The organism is Pseudomonas sp. MHK4, assembly GCF_054600775.1.
In genome coordinates, this window is the sequence record NZ_BAAIAK010000008.1 from 227,559 (window position 1) to 245,152 (window position 17,594).

The window sequence follows — 17,594 nt, forward strand, 5'->3', positions numbered from 1 at the left end:
TCCGTGGAGCGGGATGCTTAATAGTTGAAAGTCTTGACCAGCAGCAGGTCACCGATCGCACGCAGGGGCACGATGAAGGTTTCGCGTTTTTCGTCGACGGTGTTTTCGTTGAGCACCAGGTTGATCTGCGAGGTGATGACCTCGTTCTGGTTGCTGGTCTCATCGAAGTTATAGCCGCCGCTACCGAAGTTGCCCCAATAGTTGACGTAAACCAGATAGGTGCCATGCAGTGGCGCGGTCATGGTGAACATTTCCGGACCCGGGCCGTCGACGCCGTCCGGGTCCAGGCCGCCGCCATTGCTCATCGCCGGCCGTGCCCAGAACGCGTGCTGGCCGTCCGGGGTCACGATGTGCAGGTCGAGTTCGGCTTTCGGATCGTCCCAGCCCAGCACCACGCGAATCCGCGCCGGGGTGCGCAGGTTATTGGCTTCATAGAACTGCACGCGCTTGAGCGACTGGCCTTCAGCGCTGCGCACTTCGACGCTGTTGGAACCGGCGCCGAATGCGTATGGCCGGGCAAAACGACCCTGATCGTCGGTGTACAGGTTCAACGGATTGCCGTTGACCGCCAACGTGTGGGGCCCGCGCTGCGTACCGATGGCCTTGAGCTGGCCCTGGATCATCGTGCGATTGCGCTGCACACCACGGTCGATGGGTGGCGTGGGATAGGCGACTTGGGAGTTTTCCGTACGGTCGAGCAAACCGTTGAAGCGCCAGCCGCCCACCGGTTCCGACAGCTCGGCATTCGGCGCGGCCAGGGCGGACGCACTGACCCAGCCGATCAGCAGCAAAAGAAATGAGCGCATGTGACGCCTCCTGCCATGCATGACGAAACCTTGCGCCTGATCCTCGGCACGTTACAGATACGGATACTGCGTTTCGTCTGAAAGACCCCTACTCGCGGGTCGTAGATGGCGCGAAGGTTAGACGCTGGGGCTGTTCCTAACAATCGGAGAACGCTGAAAATGCGCTGTGAATCACGCCGATGGCTGGACGGTGAGCCGAATAAAGATCATATTCGGCTCATTATGTGAGCCGAATATCCTTTGTAATCGGCTCACACCTTCAAGAGTAACGAGTTCATGGCTCCTTTCTGGATCTGGCAGCAGCCCGGTTGGCCGAGTTTCACCTGGAACGCCGAACGACTGGCACCGTTGCTGCGCGAGTGCGTCCAGGCACAAGGTCGATTGATGGGCATGGCCAGTTCCGTGGGCGGCTCGCTTAGTGCGCAAAGTGAACTGGATGCATTGCTGCAAAACATCGTCACCTCCTCCGCCATCGAAGGTGAGCAGTTGAATGTAGGCTCGGTGCGTTCTTCATTGGCGCGACGGCTGGGGCTGGAGCAACTTGATGGCAACCATGTCAGCCAGCGCAGCGAAGGTCTGGCGCAGTTGATGCTCGATGCGACGCAGCGTCTCGCTGAACCACTGACACTGCAACGATTGCTTGGGTGGCAAGAGTGGTTGTTTCCTGATCAAGACACCGACCTCGCCAGCCGCAGCATCCGGGTCGGCGCATTGCGTGGCGATGATCCGATGCAAGTCGTGCCTGGTCGCCTCGACAGGCCGACCGTCCACTTCGAAGCGCCACCGCGCCATGGCCTTGAGCGCCAGGTCGACAGCTTCCTGGGCTGGTTTGAAAGCAGCCGGAATCAGGCGGGGCTCGACCCGTTACTGCGGGCCGGGATCGCGCATTTCTGGTTCATCACGCTTCACCCCTTTGATGACGGCAATGGCCGCCTGACTCGAACCATCACCGACCTTGCACTGGCTCAGGGCGAGGCTCAAGCGATTCGTTTCTACGCCATGTCGGCGAGCATCCTGGAAGATCGCTCCGGCTATTACCGCGCATTGGAAAACAGTCAGAAAGCCACTCTGGATATCACTGAATGGCTGGAGTGGTTTCTCCAGACCTTGTTGCGCAGCTTGCAGCAGGCCATGACGCGGATCGGGTCGGTGCTGGGCAAAGCGCGGTTCTGGCAGGCTCACCGGCAATCCGGGCTGTCGGCCGGGCAGACCAAGGTGCTCAATCGCTTGCTCGATGGCGGGGAGCGAGGATTCGAGGGCGGGATCAGCGCCGCGCAATATCAAGCAGTGGCGACAGTATCCAAAGCGACCGCGACCCGTCACTTGACTGAACTGCTGGCAAAGGGCTGCCTGATACGACTACCGGGTGGCGGACGCAGTACCCGGTATCAGATCAATTATCCTGACCCGCTGTAGGGGCTGCCGCAGGGGGCTTGCGACGCCAGTGTATTTGCCCATAAACCCCCTATCTGCTAGTGTCGCGCCGGTTTAACGTCAACCGGAAATCGCCGCCATGGCCCGCAAAAAAGCTGCACTGGATTTCGAACAATCCCTCGCTGACCTGCAAACGCTGGTAGAGCGTCTGGAGAATGGCGAATTATCGCTGGAAGACTCGCTGACCGCTTTCGAGCAAGGCATCGGCCTGACCCGCGATTGCCAGGCGGCGCTGGCCCAGGCCGAGCAAAAGGTCCAGGTGCTGCTCGAGCGTGACGGCGAGTTGGCCGAGGAACCCTTCGACGCGGATCAACCAGAATGATTGCAGCGTATTCGGCGACCAGCCAGGCCCGTGTCAACGCCGCCATGGAAACCCTGTTCATCGCGCCGAGCCCTGAGCTCGCTCGTTTGTACGAGGCCATGCGCTACAGCGTGATGAATGGCGGCAAGCGCGTGCGCCCGCTGCTGGCCTACGCTGCCTGCGAAGCCCTGGGCGGAAAGGCCGAGCAAGCCAACGGCGCGGCCTGCGCGGTGGAGTTGATCCACGCATATTCGCTGGTGCACGACGATTTGCCGGCCATGGACGACGACGACCTGCGTCGTGGCCAGCCGACTACGCACAAGAAATTCGATGAAGCCTGCGCGATCCTCGCTGGCGATGGTTTGCAGAGCCTGGCGTTCAGCGCCCTGCTCGACCCGCGCCTGAGCAATGCCGACGCCGAGATACGCCTGCAAATGGTCAGTGCGCTGGCACTGGCGGCAGGCCCGGCGGGCATGGTCGGCGGCCAGGCCATCGACCTTGGCTCGGTCGGCCTGAAGCTCGATCAGCAGGCGCTCGAATACATGCACCGGCACAAGACCGGCGCGCTGATCGAAGCCAGCGTCAAGCTCGGCGCCCTGGCCAGTGGTCGTGCCGAGAAGGACGAACTCAAGTCCCTGCAGACTTATGCACAGGCTATCGGCCTGGCATTCCAGGTCCAGGACGACATTCTCGACGTCGAAAGCGATACCGAAACCCTCGGCAAACGCCAGGGCGCCGACATTGCCCGAGACAAGCCGACTTACCCGGCACTGCTCGGCCTCGACGCCGCCAAGGCCTACGCCCTGGAACTGCGCGATCAGGCGCTGCATGCGCTGCGACCGTTTGACGCGGCTGCCGAGCCCCTGCGCGAGCTGGCCCGTTACATCGTCTCGCGTCGCAGCTGACGGCGTATCCGCCAAAAAAGACCAACGCGTGGGCAGGGGCCGATGCATCAGGTAAACTGCCGCATCTTTTATACCTATAACGATTCGCCTGATGCCCACGACGTTCCATGAGATTCCCCGCAAGCGCCCGACCACGCCCCTGCTCGACCGCGCGAACACGCCGGACGGCCTGCGCCGGTTAGGCGAAGCCGAGCTGGAAACCCTGGCCGATGAGTTGCGCCTGGAATTGCTCTACACGGTCGGCCAGACCGGTGGGCATTTCGGTGCAGGCCTGGGCGTCATCGAGCTGACCATCGCGTTGCATTACGTTTTCGACACCCCGGACGACCGGCTGGTGTGGGACGTGGGTCATCAGGCTTATCCACACAAGATCCTCACCGGTCGTCGCGAGCGCATGGGCACCCTGCGCCAGAAGGACGGCATTGCCGCCTTCCCGCGCCGCTCCGAGAGCGAGTACGACACCTTTGGTGTCGGCCATTCCAGTACTTCGATCAGCGCAGCCCTGGGCATGGCGATTGCCGCCCGCCTGCAGAACAGCGAGCGCAAGGCGATTGCCGTGATCGGCGACGGCGCACTGACGGCCGGCATGGCGTTCGAAGCGCTGAACCACGCCCCGGAAGTGGACGCCAACATGCTGGTGATCCTCAACGACAATGACATGTCGATCTCGCGCAACGTCGGCGGCTTGTCGAACTACCTGGCGAAGATCCTTTCCAGCCGCACCTACGCGAGCATGCGCGAAGGCAGTAAAAAAGTGCTGTCGCGCCTGCCCGGCGCCTGGGAAATCGCCCGTCGCACCGAAGAATACGCAAAAGGCATGCTGGTGCCCGGCACGCTGTTCGAAGAGCTGGGCTGGAACTACATCGGCCCGATCGACGGCCACGACCTGCCCACCCTGATCGCCACCCTGCGCAACATGCGTGATCTGAAGGGCCCGCAGTTCCTGCATATCGTCACCAAGAAAGGCAAAGGCTTCGCTCCGGCAGAAGTCGACCCGATCGGTTACCACGCCATCACCAAGCTCGAACCTGTCGATGCGCCAGCCAACCCGCCGAAAAAAGCCAGCGGGCCGAAGTACTCCGGCGTGTTCGGCGAATGGCTGTGCGACATGGCGGCGACCGACCCGCGCCTGGTCGGGATCACCCCGGCGATGAAGGAAGGCTCGGACCTGGTGGCCTTCAGCGAGCGTTTCCCGCTGCGCTACTTCGACGTCGCGATTGCCGAGCAACATGCCGTGACCCTGGCGGCCGGCATGGCCTGCGAAGGCGCGAAGCCGGTGGTGGCGATCTACTCGACCTTCCTGCAGCGCGGTTACGACCAGTTGGTGCACGACGTCGCAGTGCAAAACCTCGACGTCCTGTTCGCCATCGATCGTGCCGGCCTGGTAGGCGAAGACGGCCCGACCCATGCGGGCAGCTTCGACCTGTCGTTCCTGCGCTGCATCCCCGGCATGCTGGTGATGACCCCGAGTGACGAAAACGAACTGCGCAAGATGCTCACCACCGGCCATCTGTACAACGGCCCGGCAGCCGTGCGGTATCCGCGCGGCAATGGTCCGAATGCGACCATCGAGAAAGACCTCGAACCGATCGAAATCGGCAAGGGCGTGGTTCGCCGCCAGGGCAGCAAGGTCGCCCTGCTGGTGTTCGGCGTACAGCTGGCCGAGGCGCTGAAAGTCGCCGAGACGCTGGACGCGACCGTGGTCGACATGCGTTTCGTCAAACCGCTGGATGAGGCGCTCGTTCGAGAAATTGCCGGCAGCCACGAACTGCTGGTGACCGTCGAAGAAAACGCCATCATGGGCGGCGCCGGTGGTGCGGTCAGTGAGTTCCTCGCCCGCGAGAACATCCTCAAGTCGGTGCTGCACCTGGGCTTGCCGGATATTTACGTCGAGCACGCCAAACCGGCGCAAATGCTGGCTGAGTGTGGGCTGGATGAAGCCGGGATCGAAGCCTCGATCCGCGAACGTCTGCAACTGCTCAACGCCTAAACCCCATCCCCTGTAGGAGCCGGCTTGCCGGCGAAGGCGCCCTCAAGGACGCCAAGAGCTTCGCTGGCAAGCCAGCTCCTACAAGGACCGCGCCGTCCTTGATGCACAAAAATTGACCATGAATTTCTCTCGCCTCGCCCTGACGCTGACTCTTCTGCCGTCCGGACACCTGCTGGCCGACTCCTTCGAACGCGACCAGGCCCTGAAGCTGCCCGACATGCTGATCAGCGCCAACCGCCAGGTTGAAGCACGCAACGACAGCAGCGCCGCCAACACGGTGTTCACCCGCGAAGACATCGACCGGCTGCAACCGAACAGCGTCACCGATCTGCTGCGCCGCGTACCGGGGGTGCAAGTGGCACAAACCGGCGGGCGCGCAAGCCTGCCGGGGATCTACATTCGCGGCACGCAGTCGGCCCAGAGCCTGGTGCTGGTGGACGGCCAACGGATCGGCAACTCGTCCTCCGGCGACAGCAACCTGCAACACATCAACATCGAACAGGTCGAGCGCGTGGAAGTGCTGCGCGGCTCCCGTTCAGTGATCTACGGCAGCGATGCGATTGGCGGCGTGATCCAGATCTTTACCCGGCGTGGCAGCGAACCCGGCCTGCAGCCACGCCTGCATGTTGGCTTTGGCAGCAACCAGACCTGGGAGCGAAGCATAGGCTTGTCCGGTGGCGATGAGCAGACCCGTTTCAACCTCGGCGCCAGCCTCGATGAAACTGCTGGCAGTGACCGCACCCATGAGTCCTACCCCAGCGACGGCGATCACGACGCGTACCGTAACAAATCCCTGAGCCTGAGCCTGAGTCACGCCCTCAGCGACGACGTCGAGATCGGCGCCAACCTGCTGGATAACCGTGGCAAGAGCGAGTTCGACAATCCGTTCGGCCGCTTCGACCTGAACACCTTCGAATCAGTCCAGCAGCAGCCCTACAACGAATTCGATGTGAGCAGTGTCAGCAGCTACGTCGACGCACGGGTCAACGACTTGTGGAAAACCCGCGTCGAATTCGGCCACAGCGAAAACCGCGAGAAGACGTTCGACAAGCTCAGCGACGAACGCAGCGTGTTCAACACTTACCGCGACTCGGTGAACTGGCAGAACGACCTGACACTCGACGAGCACAACAGCCTGATCCTCGGCGGTGACTGGTACGAGGACCGGGTCAACAGCAGCACACCGTTCGATGAGGACAGCCGCTGGAACCGCGCGGCGTTTATCCAGCATCGCTACCAGGCCGAGAGTTTCTCCACCGAGCTGGGCCTGCGCCGCGACCAGAACCAGCAGTTCGGCGGCCAGAACAGCTGGAGCGGCACCTTCACCCTGCCGCTGAACCCGGACAACGATGTGCTGCTGACCTACAGCGAAGGTTTCCGCGCACCGACCTTCAACGACCTGTACTACCCGGATTTCAGCAACCCGGACCTGAAACCCGAAACCTCGAAAAGCTATGAGCTGCAATGGCGCAGCCAACTGACCGAAAACAGTCGCCTGGAAGCTTCGCTGTACCGCACGGACCTCGAAGACGCGATCATCTTCGGCAGCAACTCACGACCGGAAAACGTCGCCTCGGCGCGGATCAACGGCTTTGAAGCGGCGTTGAAACAGGAGTTGTTCGGCTGGCAGAGCAACCTTGGCGTGGCGATCATCGACCCGCGGGACCGCGACACGGGGCACACCCTGGCCCGTCGTGCCCGGCGTACCTTGAGCTGGGATCTGGATCGACAGTTCGACCGCCTGGGCCTGGGTGCCAGCTGGCAAGCCGTGAGCAGCAGCTATGATGACTTGAACAATCAACAGCCATTGGGTGGTTATGGGTTGCTGGGATTGCGTAGCAGTTGGGCACTTAACCGCGGGGTCAGCCTGGAGTTGAAGGTCGATAACCTGCTCGATAAAGGATACAGCCGAGCGCTGTACAGCCATGAAGGCAGCCAGTACGGGTACCGCGAAGAGGGTCGGGCATGGATGTTCGGAGTGACTTGGACGCCTGGGCTCTGATGGTGTCTGCGCTGGCCCCATCGCGAGCAAGCTCGCTCCCACAGGTTTTGTGGTTGATTACAGGTTTGCGGTTGAACCGGATGGCTTGCCCGCGATTACAGACGCCGCGGTCTTAGCGATCGGGGGCGATTGACTGGCACAGGGTTGCAGTTGCCTCGATCATCTGCCCGCTCGGCCGCTCCAGGCCTTTATCCGTCACCAACCGCAATTGCCCCTGCCGCACCGCCGCCACCTGCGTCCACACCTTCCACGCAGCCAATTGCGCCTGATCACCGGCCAGAATTACCTCGGGATCGCGCTGCAGGACCGCTTCGACACTGACCTGCGGTGCCGGCAGCGCCTGGTCGCCGAACACGTTTCGTGCCCCGCACACTTCAAGCGCAGCGCTGATGATCTGCCCACCGCCAACGGTATACAGCGGCCGGTCCCAGACCTGATAAAACACCCGCAACGGCTGGTCGCGCCTATAGCGCTGACGCAGCTCAGCCAGCCGCTGACGCAAACCACCGGCCAACGCCGCCCCACGTTCAGGCCGGCCAAGCTGCAACGCAATCGCCTCGATCTGCGCGGTGAGTTGTTCGAAATCATGGGGTTCGGCGACGTAGGTCGGGATGCCCAGACGCTTGAGTTGCTCGCGCTGGGCCGGGCCGACGCTGCCGGGCCAGAGCAGCAGCAAATCGGGCTTGAGGCTGAGCAGCCGCTCCATGTCCAGCTGGCCGTAACGGCCCACGGAGGGCAAATCCTTGAGTTCAGCGGGACGCTCGCCAGCGTCCAGCACGCCGACCAGCAAGTCGGCCGAACCCAGTTCGACAACCATTTCGGAAAGTGACGGCGCGAGACTGACAACCCGTTCGACCGCCTCGACCGAGCCGCTGATGGCCAGCAGCAACACTGCCAGCCAGGCAGGACGCATCAACCGAGCTGACGCGGGATACGGTAGAGGTAGAACAGCACGGCGGTAGACAGCGCCAGCAGCATCAACGGCACCGCTTCGAGGCCGACGAACACCGCCAATGCACCGATCCACGCCGGCAGGCCTGCGGCGAGGAACGCCGTGCGCCGCTTGGCCGCCAGACTGATCCAGGCGCTTGGTTCTTCAGGGGTGTCGAGGGCTTTCTGGGTGGCGATCAACGCATGTTTGTAGCCGCCGAAGAACTTCAGGCTGACAAACATCGAGGCGACACCGGCGATGAACAAGGGCATCGCCAGCACCGGCAGGATGGCCTCACTCTGGCCGAACACCGCGTTGATCACGAACAGCGGCAACAAGGCCAATGCCAGGTATTGCCACCAGTTGACGGACAGTCGCCGCCGCACCTGGCCGCGGGTCACGCCCGGCCTACCTCGCCCTGATGTTCGTTGCCCATCATGTGGTCGAGTTTGCTGGCCTTGGTCGCCAGGTAGAGTTTGTTGTGCGGATTGTGCCCGGTGTGCAGCGGCACGCGCTCGGCGACCACGATGCCCATGTCGGTCAAGGCTTTGACCTTGCGCGGGTTGTTGGTCATCAGGCGCAGGGATTTCACCCCCAGGTGCTCGAGCATCGGCAGGCACATGGCGTAGTCACGCTGGTCGGCGGCAAAGCCCAGGCGCTCATTGGCTTCAACGGTGTCGGCACCACCGTCCTGCAGCTCATAGGCACGGATCTTGTTCAGCAGGCCAATGCCACGGCCTTCCTGGCGCAAGTACAGCAATACGCCCCGACCTTCACGGGCGATTGCTTGCAGTGCGGCCTCAAGTTGCGAGCCGCAGTCGCAACGCTGGCTGAACAAGGCATCGCCAGTCAGGCATTCGGAGTGCAGCCGGCCGAGTACCGGGGCGCCGTCGGCGATCTCACCCAGGCTCAGCACGACGTGCTCGCGACCGGTGGCCTCATCGAGAAATCCGTGCATGATGAATTGCGCAAAAGGCGTTGGCAGCTTGGAAGCGGCGACAAAAACGACAGGCACCTGTGTGCTCCTGATCTAAAAGTCTGAAGATTCGCAGGCCGGCATTGTAACAGCAGGTTCCAACCGACGCTTAGGCTGAATTATCGGCCATAACAATCTAAAAGTTTGATTACTGACCGGATAGCTGCTCATTCTCATCGAACGGATAGGGTTGTTTCCAGCGCTCGAAGATCGGCTTGAGCTCACCGCTTTTCACCAATTGCGCCATGCGCTGGTCGAATAGTTCCATCAGGCTGCGGGCCGCCGGGGTCTTGGCGAAGCACAGGTACAGCGGCAATTCGGCGATATGCGTGCGGCGGAACTGGGAAGGGTCCTTCGCCCGACTGAGCACCCAATCGACTTCGGTCAGTGCATCGATGTAGAAGTCGGCACGGTTTTGCGTCAGCATCGAAACGATGCCGGTACGCCGTAGCACTTCGTTGTAGCGGCGAATATTGGGCAGATAATCCTGGTAATCGTAGCCTCGCACCCACGCCAACCGGTAATTGCCCAGGGTTTGCGGGGTCGGTTGCGCGATGCTGGCCAAGCCCAGTGCATAGATATGGTCGGTATCGAAGTTCCAGCGTGGGTAGAGCACATCGCTGGATTCGCCATGGTAGGAGCCGACACAGGCGTCGACCTCACCGCGCTCGGCCAACCCCAGCGAGCGCACATAGGGCTCGCTGCGGATGTCCAGCTTGACCCCCGCCGGCTCGAAGACTTTGCGCAATACGTCCCAGCCCAGGCCATGCCCGTCGGCAGCGGTATAGTCTTCCCAGTCTTCGCTGGCCAGATGAATCACGGATGGCGGGGTGGATGCCTCCTGCGCCTGGGCAAGTGCACCGAACACCGCAAACACCATCGCTACCAACCAGCGTCGAGCCATCCCTAGTTCTCCCTAATTAATCCCTCAGGCGAAAATCCATACCAGCCCCTGCATCGCCAACCAGGCAAACACCCCGGCCAATACATCATCAAGCATGATGCCGACGCCTCCATGCACATGCCGGTCAACCCAGTGAATCGGCCACGGCTTGAGGATATCGAAGAAGCGAAACATCAGGAACCCCGCCAACAACCACTGCCAGCCTTCCGGCACCAGCCACAGGGTGATCCACATTCCGACCATCTCGTCCCAGACGATGCCTTCGTGGTCGTGTACCCGCAAATCGTCGGCCACCTTGCCGCACAGCCAGAAGCCGAACAGCATGGTGATGCCCAGCATCAGCCAGTAACCCCAGTCGGGCAACATCTGCCATAACGGGATAAAGGGTAGCGCAACCAGCGATCCCCAGGTGCCCGGAGCCTTTGGCAAGGTGCCCGAGCCGAAGCCGAACGCCAGGAAATGCCACGGATTGCGCCAGACCGATGGCGGGACGAATTCCGCCGGGACCTGTTTGGGATGATCTGTCACGGTGTCTCCCGAAAATGTTGATAGCCCCGGGTTTGCGGGGTGATGTCATGCCCATCGGTGTCCAGCAGCGTCACGCCCTGCCCCGCCACGATCCGCCCAATCACATGGATCGGCCAGCCATCGGCCACCAATTGCGGCAACTCGACGGACGGTAAGGTGAAGGCCAGGACGTAATCGTCGCCGCCGCTCAGGGCTGCGCTCTGCGCACCCGGCTGGCCGAGGAAGGCAAGCAGTGCCTTGGACAGCGGCAAGCGATCCCGTTCGATCAGCACGCCGACCTTCGAAGCCAGGGCGATATGCCCGCAATCGGCGAGCAGACCGTCGGAGATATCCATGGCGCAAGTGGCCTTGCCGCGCAACGCCTGCCCCAGGCCAAGCTGCGGCTGGGGTGACCAGTAATGCGCCAGCAACGGATCGGCGATGGCGGCTTCAGCGCCACGCTCACCGAGCACCAGCGGCAAGGCGCCAGCGGCATTGCCCAGCTCGCCGCCGACACACAGCAAGTCGCCGGGCCGCGCACCGCTGCGGGTCAAGGCCTGGCCGGCCGGCACCCGACCGAACACGGTCATGGTCAGGCTCAAGGGGCCGCGGGTGGTGTCGCCGCCCACCAGCGCCACGCCGCAGTTCTGTGCCATGAGGTTCAAACCACGGGCGTAGGCCTGCAACCAATCGGCAGTCACCGTCGGCAAGGTCAGGGCAAGGGTAAAGGCAACGGGAGTGGCGCCCATGGCGGCCAGGTCGCTGACGGCCACGGCCAGCGAGCGCTGACCGAGCAGAAACGGATCGCAGGGGTCGGCGAAATGCACACCGGCCACCAGCGTATCGGTAGAAATCGCCAACTGCTCCCCGGGGGGCACAGCCAGCAAGGCGCAGTCGTCGCCGATTCCGAGGGCAACGCCTTCGCCGCCCTGCGCACAAGGCGCGGCGGCGAAGAAATTGCGGATCAGCTCAAACTCACCCATCGCAGATCCAAGCGCTGTTAGCGCTTGAACGCCTTCACTTCAGCTTCACGCAGACGTGGGGCCAGCTTGTCGAGTACACCGTTGACGAACTTGTGGCCGTCGGTGGAACCGAAGACCTTGGCCAGTTCGATACCCTCGTTGATCACAACGCGGTACGGCACGTCGACGCGCTTGAGCAGCTCCCAGGTGGACAGGCGCAGAACCGCCAGTTCAACCGGGTCCAGCTCTTCGATGGTCAAGTCCAGGCAAGGCGTGAGCGCCGTGTCGATTTCGGTCTTGAACTGCGGCACCCCGTGCAGGATCTCGCGGAAGTAGGCACCGTCGACATCGGTGAAATCGTTATCGACCCGGAACTGCGCTTCGATCTCGTTCAGCGACTGCTTGGCCATGTGCCATTGGTACAGCGCCTGGGTCGCGAGCTGACGGGCTTCGCGACGCTTGACGCTTTTCGATGGCTTGCCAGCATCCGCAGGTTTTGGATCGCGCGGGTTGAAACGATCGCTTTCGTCGCTAATCACTTGGCCTCCAACTGCGCCAGCAGGCTGACCATTTCCAGAGCGGACAGGGCAGCTTCGGCACCTTTGTTACCGGCCTTGGTGCCGGAACGTTCAATGGCTTGCTCGATGGAATCAACGGTCAGCACGCCGAAAGCGACCGGAACGCCGAACTCCATGGACACCTGGGCCAGGCCCTTGGTGCACTCGCCAGCCACGTATTCGAAGTGCGGAGTACCGCCACGAATGACCGCGCCCAGGGCGATGATTGCCGCGAACTCGCCCTTCTGAGCGACTTTCTGCGCAACCAGCGGGATTTCGAAGGCGCCAGGGGCGCGGATGATGGTGATGTCGCTTTCGCTCACGCCATGGCGAACCAGGGCATCAACAGCACCGCTGACCAGGCTTTCAACGACGAAGCTGTTGAAACGGCCCACTACCAGAGCATAGCGGCCTTTAGGGGCGATGAAGGTACCTTCGATGGTCTTCAGGGTCATTCGATAGATCTCTTAAAGAGCCGGGACGCGTCTCGTACGCGCCCCTCAGTGATATTTGAACCGCGAATACAGGGCCGGATACGACCGGTCATTATTCGGAGGGCACGTATTCTACAACTTCCAGGTCGAAACCGGATATCGCATTAAATTTCATCGGTGCCGACATCAGGCGCATTTTGCGTACGCCCAGGTCGCGCAGGATCTGCGAACCGGCACCCACCGTGCTGTAGGTGGTCGGTTTTTTCACGGCCGCGTGATCGGCGGTTTCGCGGATATGCGCCAGCAACACGTCGCCATCGAGCGGGTGGCCGAGCAACAGCACCACGCCACTGCCGGCCTCGGCAACCGCGGACATGGCGGCGCGCAGGCTCCAGCGGCCCGGTTGCTTGACCATCAGCAGGTCGCGCAGCGGGTCCATGTTGTGCACGCGCACCAGGGTCGGTTCTTCGGCGCACACGTTGCCCAGGGTCAGGGCCATGTGCACGTCGCCTTCCACGGAATCACGATAGGTCACCAGGTTGAATTGGCCCAGTTCGCTGTCCAGAGGCTGCTCGGCAATCCGCTGAACGGTACGTTCGTGGATCATCCGGTAGTGGATCAGGTCGGCAATGGTGCCGATCTTGATCTTGTGTTCGGCGGCGAAAGCTTCCAGTTCGGCGCGACGGGACATGGTGCCGTCGTCGTTCATGACTTCGCAGATCACCCCGCTCGGCTCGAAACCGGCCATGCGCGCAAGATCGCATGCGGCTTCGGTGTGGCCGGCGCGGGCCAGGGTGCCGCCGGCCTGGGCCATCAGCGGGAAGATGTGGCCCGGGCTGACGATGTCTTCAGCCTTGGCATCACGGGCGGCTGCCGCTTGCACGGTGCGCGCGCGGTCGGCGGCGGAGATGCCGGTAGTGACGCCGGTGGCCGCTTCGATCGAGACGGTGAACTTGGTGCCGAAGCCGGAGCCGTTGCGCGGTGCCATCAGCGGCAGCTTGAGCAGTTCGCACCGCTCGCGGCTCATCGGCATGCAGATCAGGCCACGGGCGTGCTTGGCCATGAAGTTGATGTGTTCGGGCTGGCAGCACTCGGCGGCCATGATCAGGTCGCCTTCGTTCTCGCGGTCTTCGTCATCCATGAGGATGACCATCTTGCCTTGGCGGATGTCTTCAACCAGTTCTTCGATGCTATTGAGCGCCACAAGGCACCCCCCTTCTTTCGAAATTAGAGCTCAGGATTTGAGGTAGCCGTTTTGGGCCAGAAAGCTTTCGGTAATGGTGCTGCCAGCGGTCGACTCTGCGGCCTTGTCGCCCAACAGCAGGCGCTCCAGGTAACGCGCCAGCAAGTCCACCTCCAGGTTCACCCGGCGACCTGGCTGGTACGACGCCATGATGGTTTCGCTCAGGGTGTGCGGAATGATGGTCAGCAGGAACTCGGCGCCATCGACCGCATTCACGGTCAGGCTGGTGCCGTCGACGGTGATCGAGCCTTTATGGGCGATGTACTTGGCCAGGTCCTTCGGCGCGCGAATGCGGAATTCCACGGCCCGCGCGTTCTCGGTACGGGCAACCACTTCGCCCACGCCGTCGACGTGACCGCTGACCAGATGCCCGCCGAGGCGAGTGGTCGGGGTCAAGGCTTTTTCGAGATTGACCGGGCTGCCGCTTTTCAGGTCGTTCATGGCAGTGCAGTCCAGGGTTTCACGGCTGACGTCAGCCGCAAAGCCGTTGCCCGGCAGTTCAACTGCCGTCAGGCACACGCCGTTGACCGCGATGCTGTCGCCCAGCTTGACGTCGCTCAGGTCGAGCTTGCCGGTTTCGACGTGGACCCGCACATCTCCGCCTTTAGGGGTCAATGCACGAATACTGCCGATGGATTCGATGATGCCGGTAAACATGGAGTCCTCCTCGAGAACAGGGCCAGCGCTGAAACGATGGCCGAGAATTATACGCTCGCTGTTGGGGAAGGAATGGCAATGACTCGCCAGTCATCGCCCACCGCGCGAATTTCAGTAATCTTGAGTTGCGGCGCATCCTTCATTTGCGCAAGCGGCCAATCCAGCAGCGGCCGAGCGCAAGAGCCGAGGAACTTGCCGGCGATGAAAATCTGGAACTCGTCCACCAACCCCAGCTGGGCGAAAGCGCCGGCCAGCCGCGGACCGGCCTCGACCAACACCTCGTTGACGCCACGGTTGGCGAGCTCGACCAGTAGCTGACGCAGATCGACCTGGCCGTCATAGCCGGGCACGATCAAGCATTCCGGGCCATTGGCGTATTGCTCTTCCACCGCGACACAGGTGGCGACCAGCGCCGGGCCGGCCTTGAAGAACGGCGCATCCAGGGGTACCCGCAGACGCCCGTCGACCAGCACGCGCAGCGGCGGACGACTCATCGCCAGCGCGGTTTGTGCAGCGTCCAGGCCCAGTTCGTCGGCACGCACGGTCAGGCGGGCATTGTCCGCCAGCACGGTGTCGGCACCGGTCAGCACCACGCTGGCCTGGGCACGCAGGCGTTGCACCGCCGAACGCGCCGCGGGCCCGGTGATCCATTGGCTTTCGCCGCTTTCCATCGCCGTGCGACCGTCCAGGCTCATGGCCAGCTTGACCCGCACGAACGGCAAGCCCTGTTCCATACGTTTGAGGAAGCCCTGATTGAGCTTGCGCGCCTCGCCTTCCAGCACCCCACTCATCGTGGCGATACCGGCCTCGGCCAGGCGTTGCAGACCACGACCGGCCACTTCCGGGTTCGGGTCCTGCATCGCCGCCACGACCCGCGCCACACCGGCATTGACCAACGCGTCGGCGCACGGTGGCGTGCGACCGTGGTGACTGCAGGGTTCGAGGGTCACGTAAGCGGTCGCGCCCCGGGCCAGCTCACCGGCGGCGCGCAAGGCGTGGACTTCGGCGTGGGGCTCCCCGGCGCGTTCGTGCCAGCCTTCGCCGACGATCTGCCCGTCGCGCACGATCACGCAGCCGACTCGCGGGTTCGGGTGGGTCGTGTAATGACCTTTGCGCGCCAGTTCCAGGGCACGGGCCATGTAATGGGCGTCGAGGATGGCAAGTTCGGCGGAGGTGGTCATTCTTTCACCGGTTCCCGGGCCAGGCGATCGATCTCTTCGCGGAACTCATTGAGGTCCTGGAAGCGGCGATACACCGAGGCGAAGCGGATGTAGGCGACTTCGTCGAGCTTTTGCAGCTCGGCCATCACCAGCTCACCGACCACGAGGGACTTGACCTCGCGTTCGCCGGTGGCGCGCAGTTTGTGTTTGATGTGCACCAGCGACGATTCGAGGCGCTCGACACTCACCGGGCGCTTTTCCAGCGCACGCTGCATGCCGGCGCGGAGTTTTTCTTCGTCGAACGGCTGGCGACTACCGTCGGTTTTGATCAGGCGCGGCAACACCAGTTCAGCGGTTTCGAACGTCGTGAAACGCTCGCCGCAGGCCAGGCATTCACGCCGGCGGCGCACCTGTTCGCCCTCGGCGACCAGACGCGAGTCGATGACCTTGGTGTCGTTGGCACCGCAGAAGGGACAGTGCATGGTGGCAGGCAACAAAAAAAGGGAGGGCCATGGTAGCGCATCCCGGTGGCAAGACAAGCCATAGGGTTTGCGGTATACAGATTGGCTATATATGGATCACGTGTTGCCGGAGCCGCAAATGTCCCTGAGACCACTCGTTTTGCTCAGTTTTTTCAGTCTGTTGGTCGCCTGCAGCAGCGATGCACCCCAGCCGCAGCCGCCATCAGGCCCTGCACCGGAACAAGCGCAGAAGAAAGCCCGGGAATCGGCGAACCTCGGCCCGCTGCCGGCGTATCAGCGCGAACTGAGCGGTACGCTGCAAGGTGTGCCAGCAGGTGCTGAAGTGGAGCTGGCGCTGCTGGTGATCGACGATAAAGACCGTCCACAGCAATTGCTGGCCAGTTCGAGCCTGATCGGCAACAACCAGGTGCTGCCGTTTCACTTGCGCTTCAACCCGGACTCGTTCCCGGCCGGTGCCCGTGTAGAACTGCGTGGCCGCGCCAGCCAGTCCGGCCAGTTGATCCTGCATCTGCCGTCACAGCGGATTTCCCAGCCGACCACCCAGGCCCTGGGCCAGCTGCAGTTTGTCAAAGCACCATGAGTGCACCGCACGACCTGCAACAGGCCTTGGGTGAACTGCTGGGCGATGCGCGCCTGGTCGCCTGTGAATTACCAGGGACCGACTTGAAGTTGTGGCTGATCGATGGCGACAACATGGACCGCGCGTTCAGCCCGGAAGAAACCCGGCGGATTCTGCATGATCCGCCGTACTGGAGTTTCTGCTGGGCCAGCGGGCTGGCCGTGGCTCGCTACCTCGCCGAGAATCGGCACTGGGTCGAGGGCAAACGGGTGCTGGATTTCGGTGCTGGCTCCGGAGTCGCAGGGATTGCCGCGGTGAAGGCCGGTGCGCTGGAGGTAGTGGCTTGTGACCTGGATCCGCTGGCGATTGCCGCCTGTCGGGCGAATGCCGAGCTCAATAACGTGCAGCTTGATTACTCGACGGATTTTTTTGCCGAGGCCGATCGCTTTGATCTGATTTTGGTGGCGGACGTACTGTATGACCGGGCGAACCTGCCGTTGCTGGATGAATTCCTCAGTCGCGGTCGGGAAGCGCTGGTTGCGGATTCGCGGGTGCGGGATTTTTGTCATCCGTTGTACCGGCGCATTGAAATGCTCGAAGCCATGACCCTGCCGGACCTGGCCGAGCCGCAAGAGTTTCGGCATGTGAGCCTCTACCACGCGCGGCGCGGCTGAAGCCGCCAAAAGATCGCGGCCTTCGGTAGCTCCCACAGGGGATGCGGTTTACCTGTAGGAGCTGCCGCAGGCTGCGATCTTTTGCGCCAGACCTTATAGTGAGCACATTC

General features: G+C 62.5%; 20 protein-coding genes. 7 read left to right on the forward strand and 13 right to left on the reverse strand.

Annotation, left to right across the window (positions count from 1 at the left end; genetic code table 11):
- Positions 1–17: 17 nt before the first annotated feature.
- Positions 18–806 (reverse strand): YfaP family protein, encoded by a 789-nt coding sequence (locus ACYP2Q_RS20935; RefSeq protein WP_459732269.1) that lies wholly within the window; start codon positions 804–806, stop codon positions 18–20.
- A gap of 276 nt (positions 807–1,082) precedes the next feature.
- Between ACYP2Q_RS20935 and ACYP2Q_RS20940 the strand changes: the two genes are divergently transcribed.
- The 5 genes from ACYP2Q_RS20940 (at position 1,083) to ACYP2Q_RS20960 (ending at position 7,438) form a co-directional block, all read left to right on the forward strand.
- Positions 1,083–2,222, forward strand: a complete 1,140-nt coding sequence (locus tag ACYP2Q_RS20940; RefSeq protein ID WP_459732270.1) for a Fic family protein — start codon at positions 1,083–1,085, stop codon at positions 2,220–2,222.
- A gap of 97 nt (positions 2,223–2,319) precedes the next feature.
- On the forward strand, positions 2,320–2,562 hold the full coding sequence (locus ACYP2Q_RS20945) for an exodeoxyribonuclease VII small subunit (protein WP_007894317.1): 243 nt from the start codon (positions 2,320–2,322) through the stop codon (positions 2,560–2,562).
- Entirely contained in the window at positions 2,559–3,446 is an 888-nt protein-coding gene (gene ispA / locus ACYP2Q_RS20950) for a (2E,6E)-farnesyl diphosphate synthase (RefSeq protein WP_459732271.1), read from the forward strand. The genes ACYP2Q_RS20945 and ispA overlap by 4 nt, the downstream gene beginning before the upstream one ends.
- 91 nt (positions 3,447–3,537) lie before the next feature.
- The gene (gene dxs, locus ACYP2Q_RS20955; RefSeq protein ID WP_459732272.1) at positions 3,538–5,436 is read left to right on the forward strand and encodes a 1-deoxy-D-xylulose-5-phosphate synthase; all 1,899 of its coding nucleotides are present in this window, start codon (positions 3,538–3,540) and stop codon (positions 5,434–5,436) included.
- A 118-nt stretch (positions 5,437–5,554) separates the two neighbouring features.
- Positions 5,555–7,438 (forward strand): TonB-dependent receptor domain-containing protein, encoded by a 1,884-nt coding sequence (locus ACYP2Q_RS20960; RefSeq protein WP_459732273.1) that lies wholly within the window; start codon positions 5,555–5,557, stop codon positions 7,436–7,438.
- A gap of 112 nt (positions 7,439–7,550) precedes the next feature.
- Here the strand turns inward: ACYP2Q_RS20960 and ACYP2Q_RS20965 are convergent, their stop codons facing one another.
- The 12 genes from ACYP2Q_RS20965 to nrdR all read right to left on the reverse strand — a co-directional run bounded on the left by ACYP2Q_RS20965 (position 7,551) and on the right by nrdR (position 16,251).
- The gene (locus ACYP2Q_RS20965; RefSeq protein WP_459732274.1) at positions 7,551–8,351 is read right to left on the reverse strand and encodes a cobalamin-binding protein; all 801 of its coding nucleotides are present in this window, start codon (positions 8,349–8,351) and stop codon (positions 7,551–7,553) included.
- Positions 8,351–8,770, reverse strand: a complete 420-nt coding sequence (locus ACYP2Q_RS20970; protein ID WP_459732275.1) for an MFS transporter — start codon at positions 8,768–8,770, stop codon at positions 8,351–8,353. The genes ACYP2Q_RS20965 and ACYP2Q_RS20970 overlap by 1 nt, the downstream gene beginning before the upstream one ends.
- On the reverse strand, positions 8,767–9,384 hold the full coding sequence (ribA, locus tag ACYP2Q_RS20975) for a GTP cyclohydrolase II (RefSeq protein ID WP_459732276.1): 618 nt from the start codon (positions 9,382–9,384) through the stop codon (positions 8,767–8,769). The genes ACYP2Q_RS20970 and ribA overlap by 4 nt, the downstream gene beginning before the upstream one ends.
- A 109-nt stretch (positions 9,385–9,493) precedes the next feature.
- The gene (locus ACYP2Q_RS20980; protein ID WP_459732277.1) at positions 9,494–10,249 is read right to left on the reverse strand and encodes a substrate-binding periplasmic protein; all 756 of its coding nucleotides are present in this window, start codon (positions 10,247–10,249) and stop codon (positions 9,494–9,496) included.
- Positions 10,250–10,273: 24 nt separating this feature from the next.
- The gene (locus ACYP2Q_RS20985; protein ID WP_008059518.1) at positions 10,274–10,777 is read right to left on the reverse strand and encodes a phosphatidylglycerophosphatase A family protein; all 504 of its coding nucleotides are present in this window, start codon (positions 10,775–10,777) and stop codon (positions 10,274–10,276) included.
- Entirely contained in the window at positions 10,774–11,739 is a 966-nt protein-coding gene (gene thiL, locus ACYP2Q_RS20990) for a thiamine-phosphate kinase (protein ID WP_459732278.1), read from the reverse strand. Before thiL ends, ACYP2Q_RS20985 begins: the two co-directional genes overlap by 4 nt.
- Positions 11,740–11,756: 17 nt before the next feature.
- Positions 11,757–12,257, reverse strand: coding sequence for a transcription antitermination factor NusB (gene nusB / locus ACYP2Q_RS20995; RefSeq protein ID WP_008053839.1), 501 nt, complete (start codon positions 12,255–12,257; stop codon positions 11,757–11,759).
- A complete protein-coding gene (gene ribH, locus ACYP2Q_RS21000; RefSeq protein ID WP_003228649.1) occupies positions 12,254–12,730 on the reverse strand; it encodes a 6,7-dimethyl-8-ribityllumazine synthase in 477 nt (158 codons plus the stop codon). Before ribH ends, nusB begins: the two co-directional genes overlap by 4 nt.
- Positions 12,731–12,821: 91 nt before the next feature.
- Positions 12,822–13,913, reverse strand: coding sequence for a bifunctional 3,4-dihydroxy-2-butanone-4-phosphate synthase/GTP cyclohydrolase II (gene ribBA / locus ACYP2Q_RS21005; protein ID WP_459732279.1), 1,092 nt, complete (start codon positions 13,911–13,913; stop codon positions 12,822–12,824).
- A gap of 30 nt (positions 13,914–13,943) precedes the next feature.
- Positions 13,944–14,609, reverse strand: coding sequence for a riboflavin synthase (locus ACYP2Q_RS21010; protein WP_459732280.1), 666 nt, complete (start codon positions 14,607–14,609; stop codon positions 13,944–13,946).
- A 47-nt stretch (positions 14,610–14,656) separates the two neighbouring features.
- Positions 14,657–15,790 carry a bifunctional diaminohydroxyphosphoribosylaminopyrimidine deaminase/5-amino-6-(5-phosphoribosylamino)uracil reductase RibD gene (gene ribD / locus ACYP2Q_RS21015; protein ID WP_459732281.1) on the reverse strand — a complete coding sequence of 378 codons (1,134 nt, stop codon included), beginning with the start codon at positions 15,788–15,790 and terminating at the stop codon, positions 14,657–14,659.
- Positions 15,787–16,251 carry a transcriptional regulator NrdR gene (gene nrdR, locus ACYP2Q_RS21020; protein WP_003228656.1) on the reverse strand — a complete coding sequence of 155 codons (465 nt, stop codon included), beginning with the start codon at positions 16,249–16,251 and terminating at the stop codon, positions 15,787–15,789. The genes ribD and nrdR overlap by 4 nt, the downstream gene beginning before the upstream one ends.
- A gap of 118 nt (positions 16,252–16,369) precedes the next feature.
- Here nrdR and ACYP2Q_RS21025 point away from each other — a divergent pair, with 118 nt between their 5' ends.
- Both ACYP2Q_RS21025 and ACYP2Q_RS21030 read left to right on the forward strand, forming a co-directional pair.
- Complete coding sequence (locus tag ACYP2Q_RS21025) at positions 16,370–16,831, forward strand: YbaY family lipoprotein (protein WP_459732282.1); 462 nt, start codon at positions 16,370–16,372, stop codon at positions 16,829–16,831.
- Positions 16,828–17,484 (forward strand): class I SAM-dependent methyltransferase, encoded by a 657-nt coding sequence (locus tag ACYP2Q_RS21030; protein ID WP_459732283.1) that lies wholly within the window; start codon positions 16,828–16,830, stop codon positions 17,482–17,484. The genes ACYP2Q_RS21025 and ACYP2Q_RS21030 overlap by 4 nt, the downstream gene beginning before the upstream one ends.
- Positions 17,485–17,594: the final 110 nt, after the last annotated feature.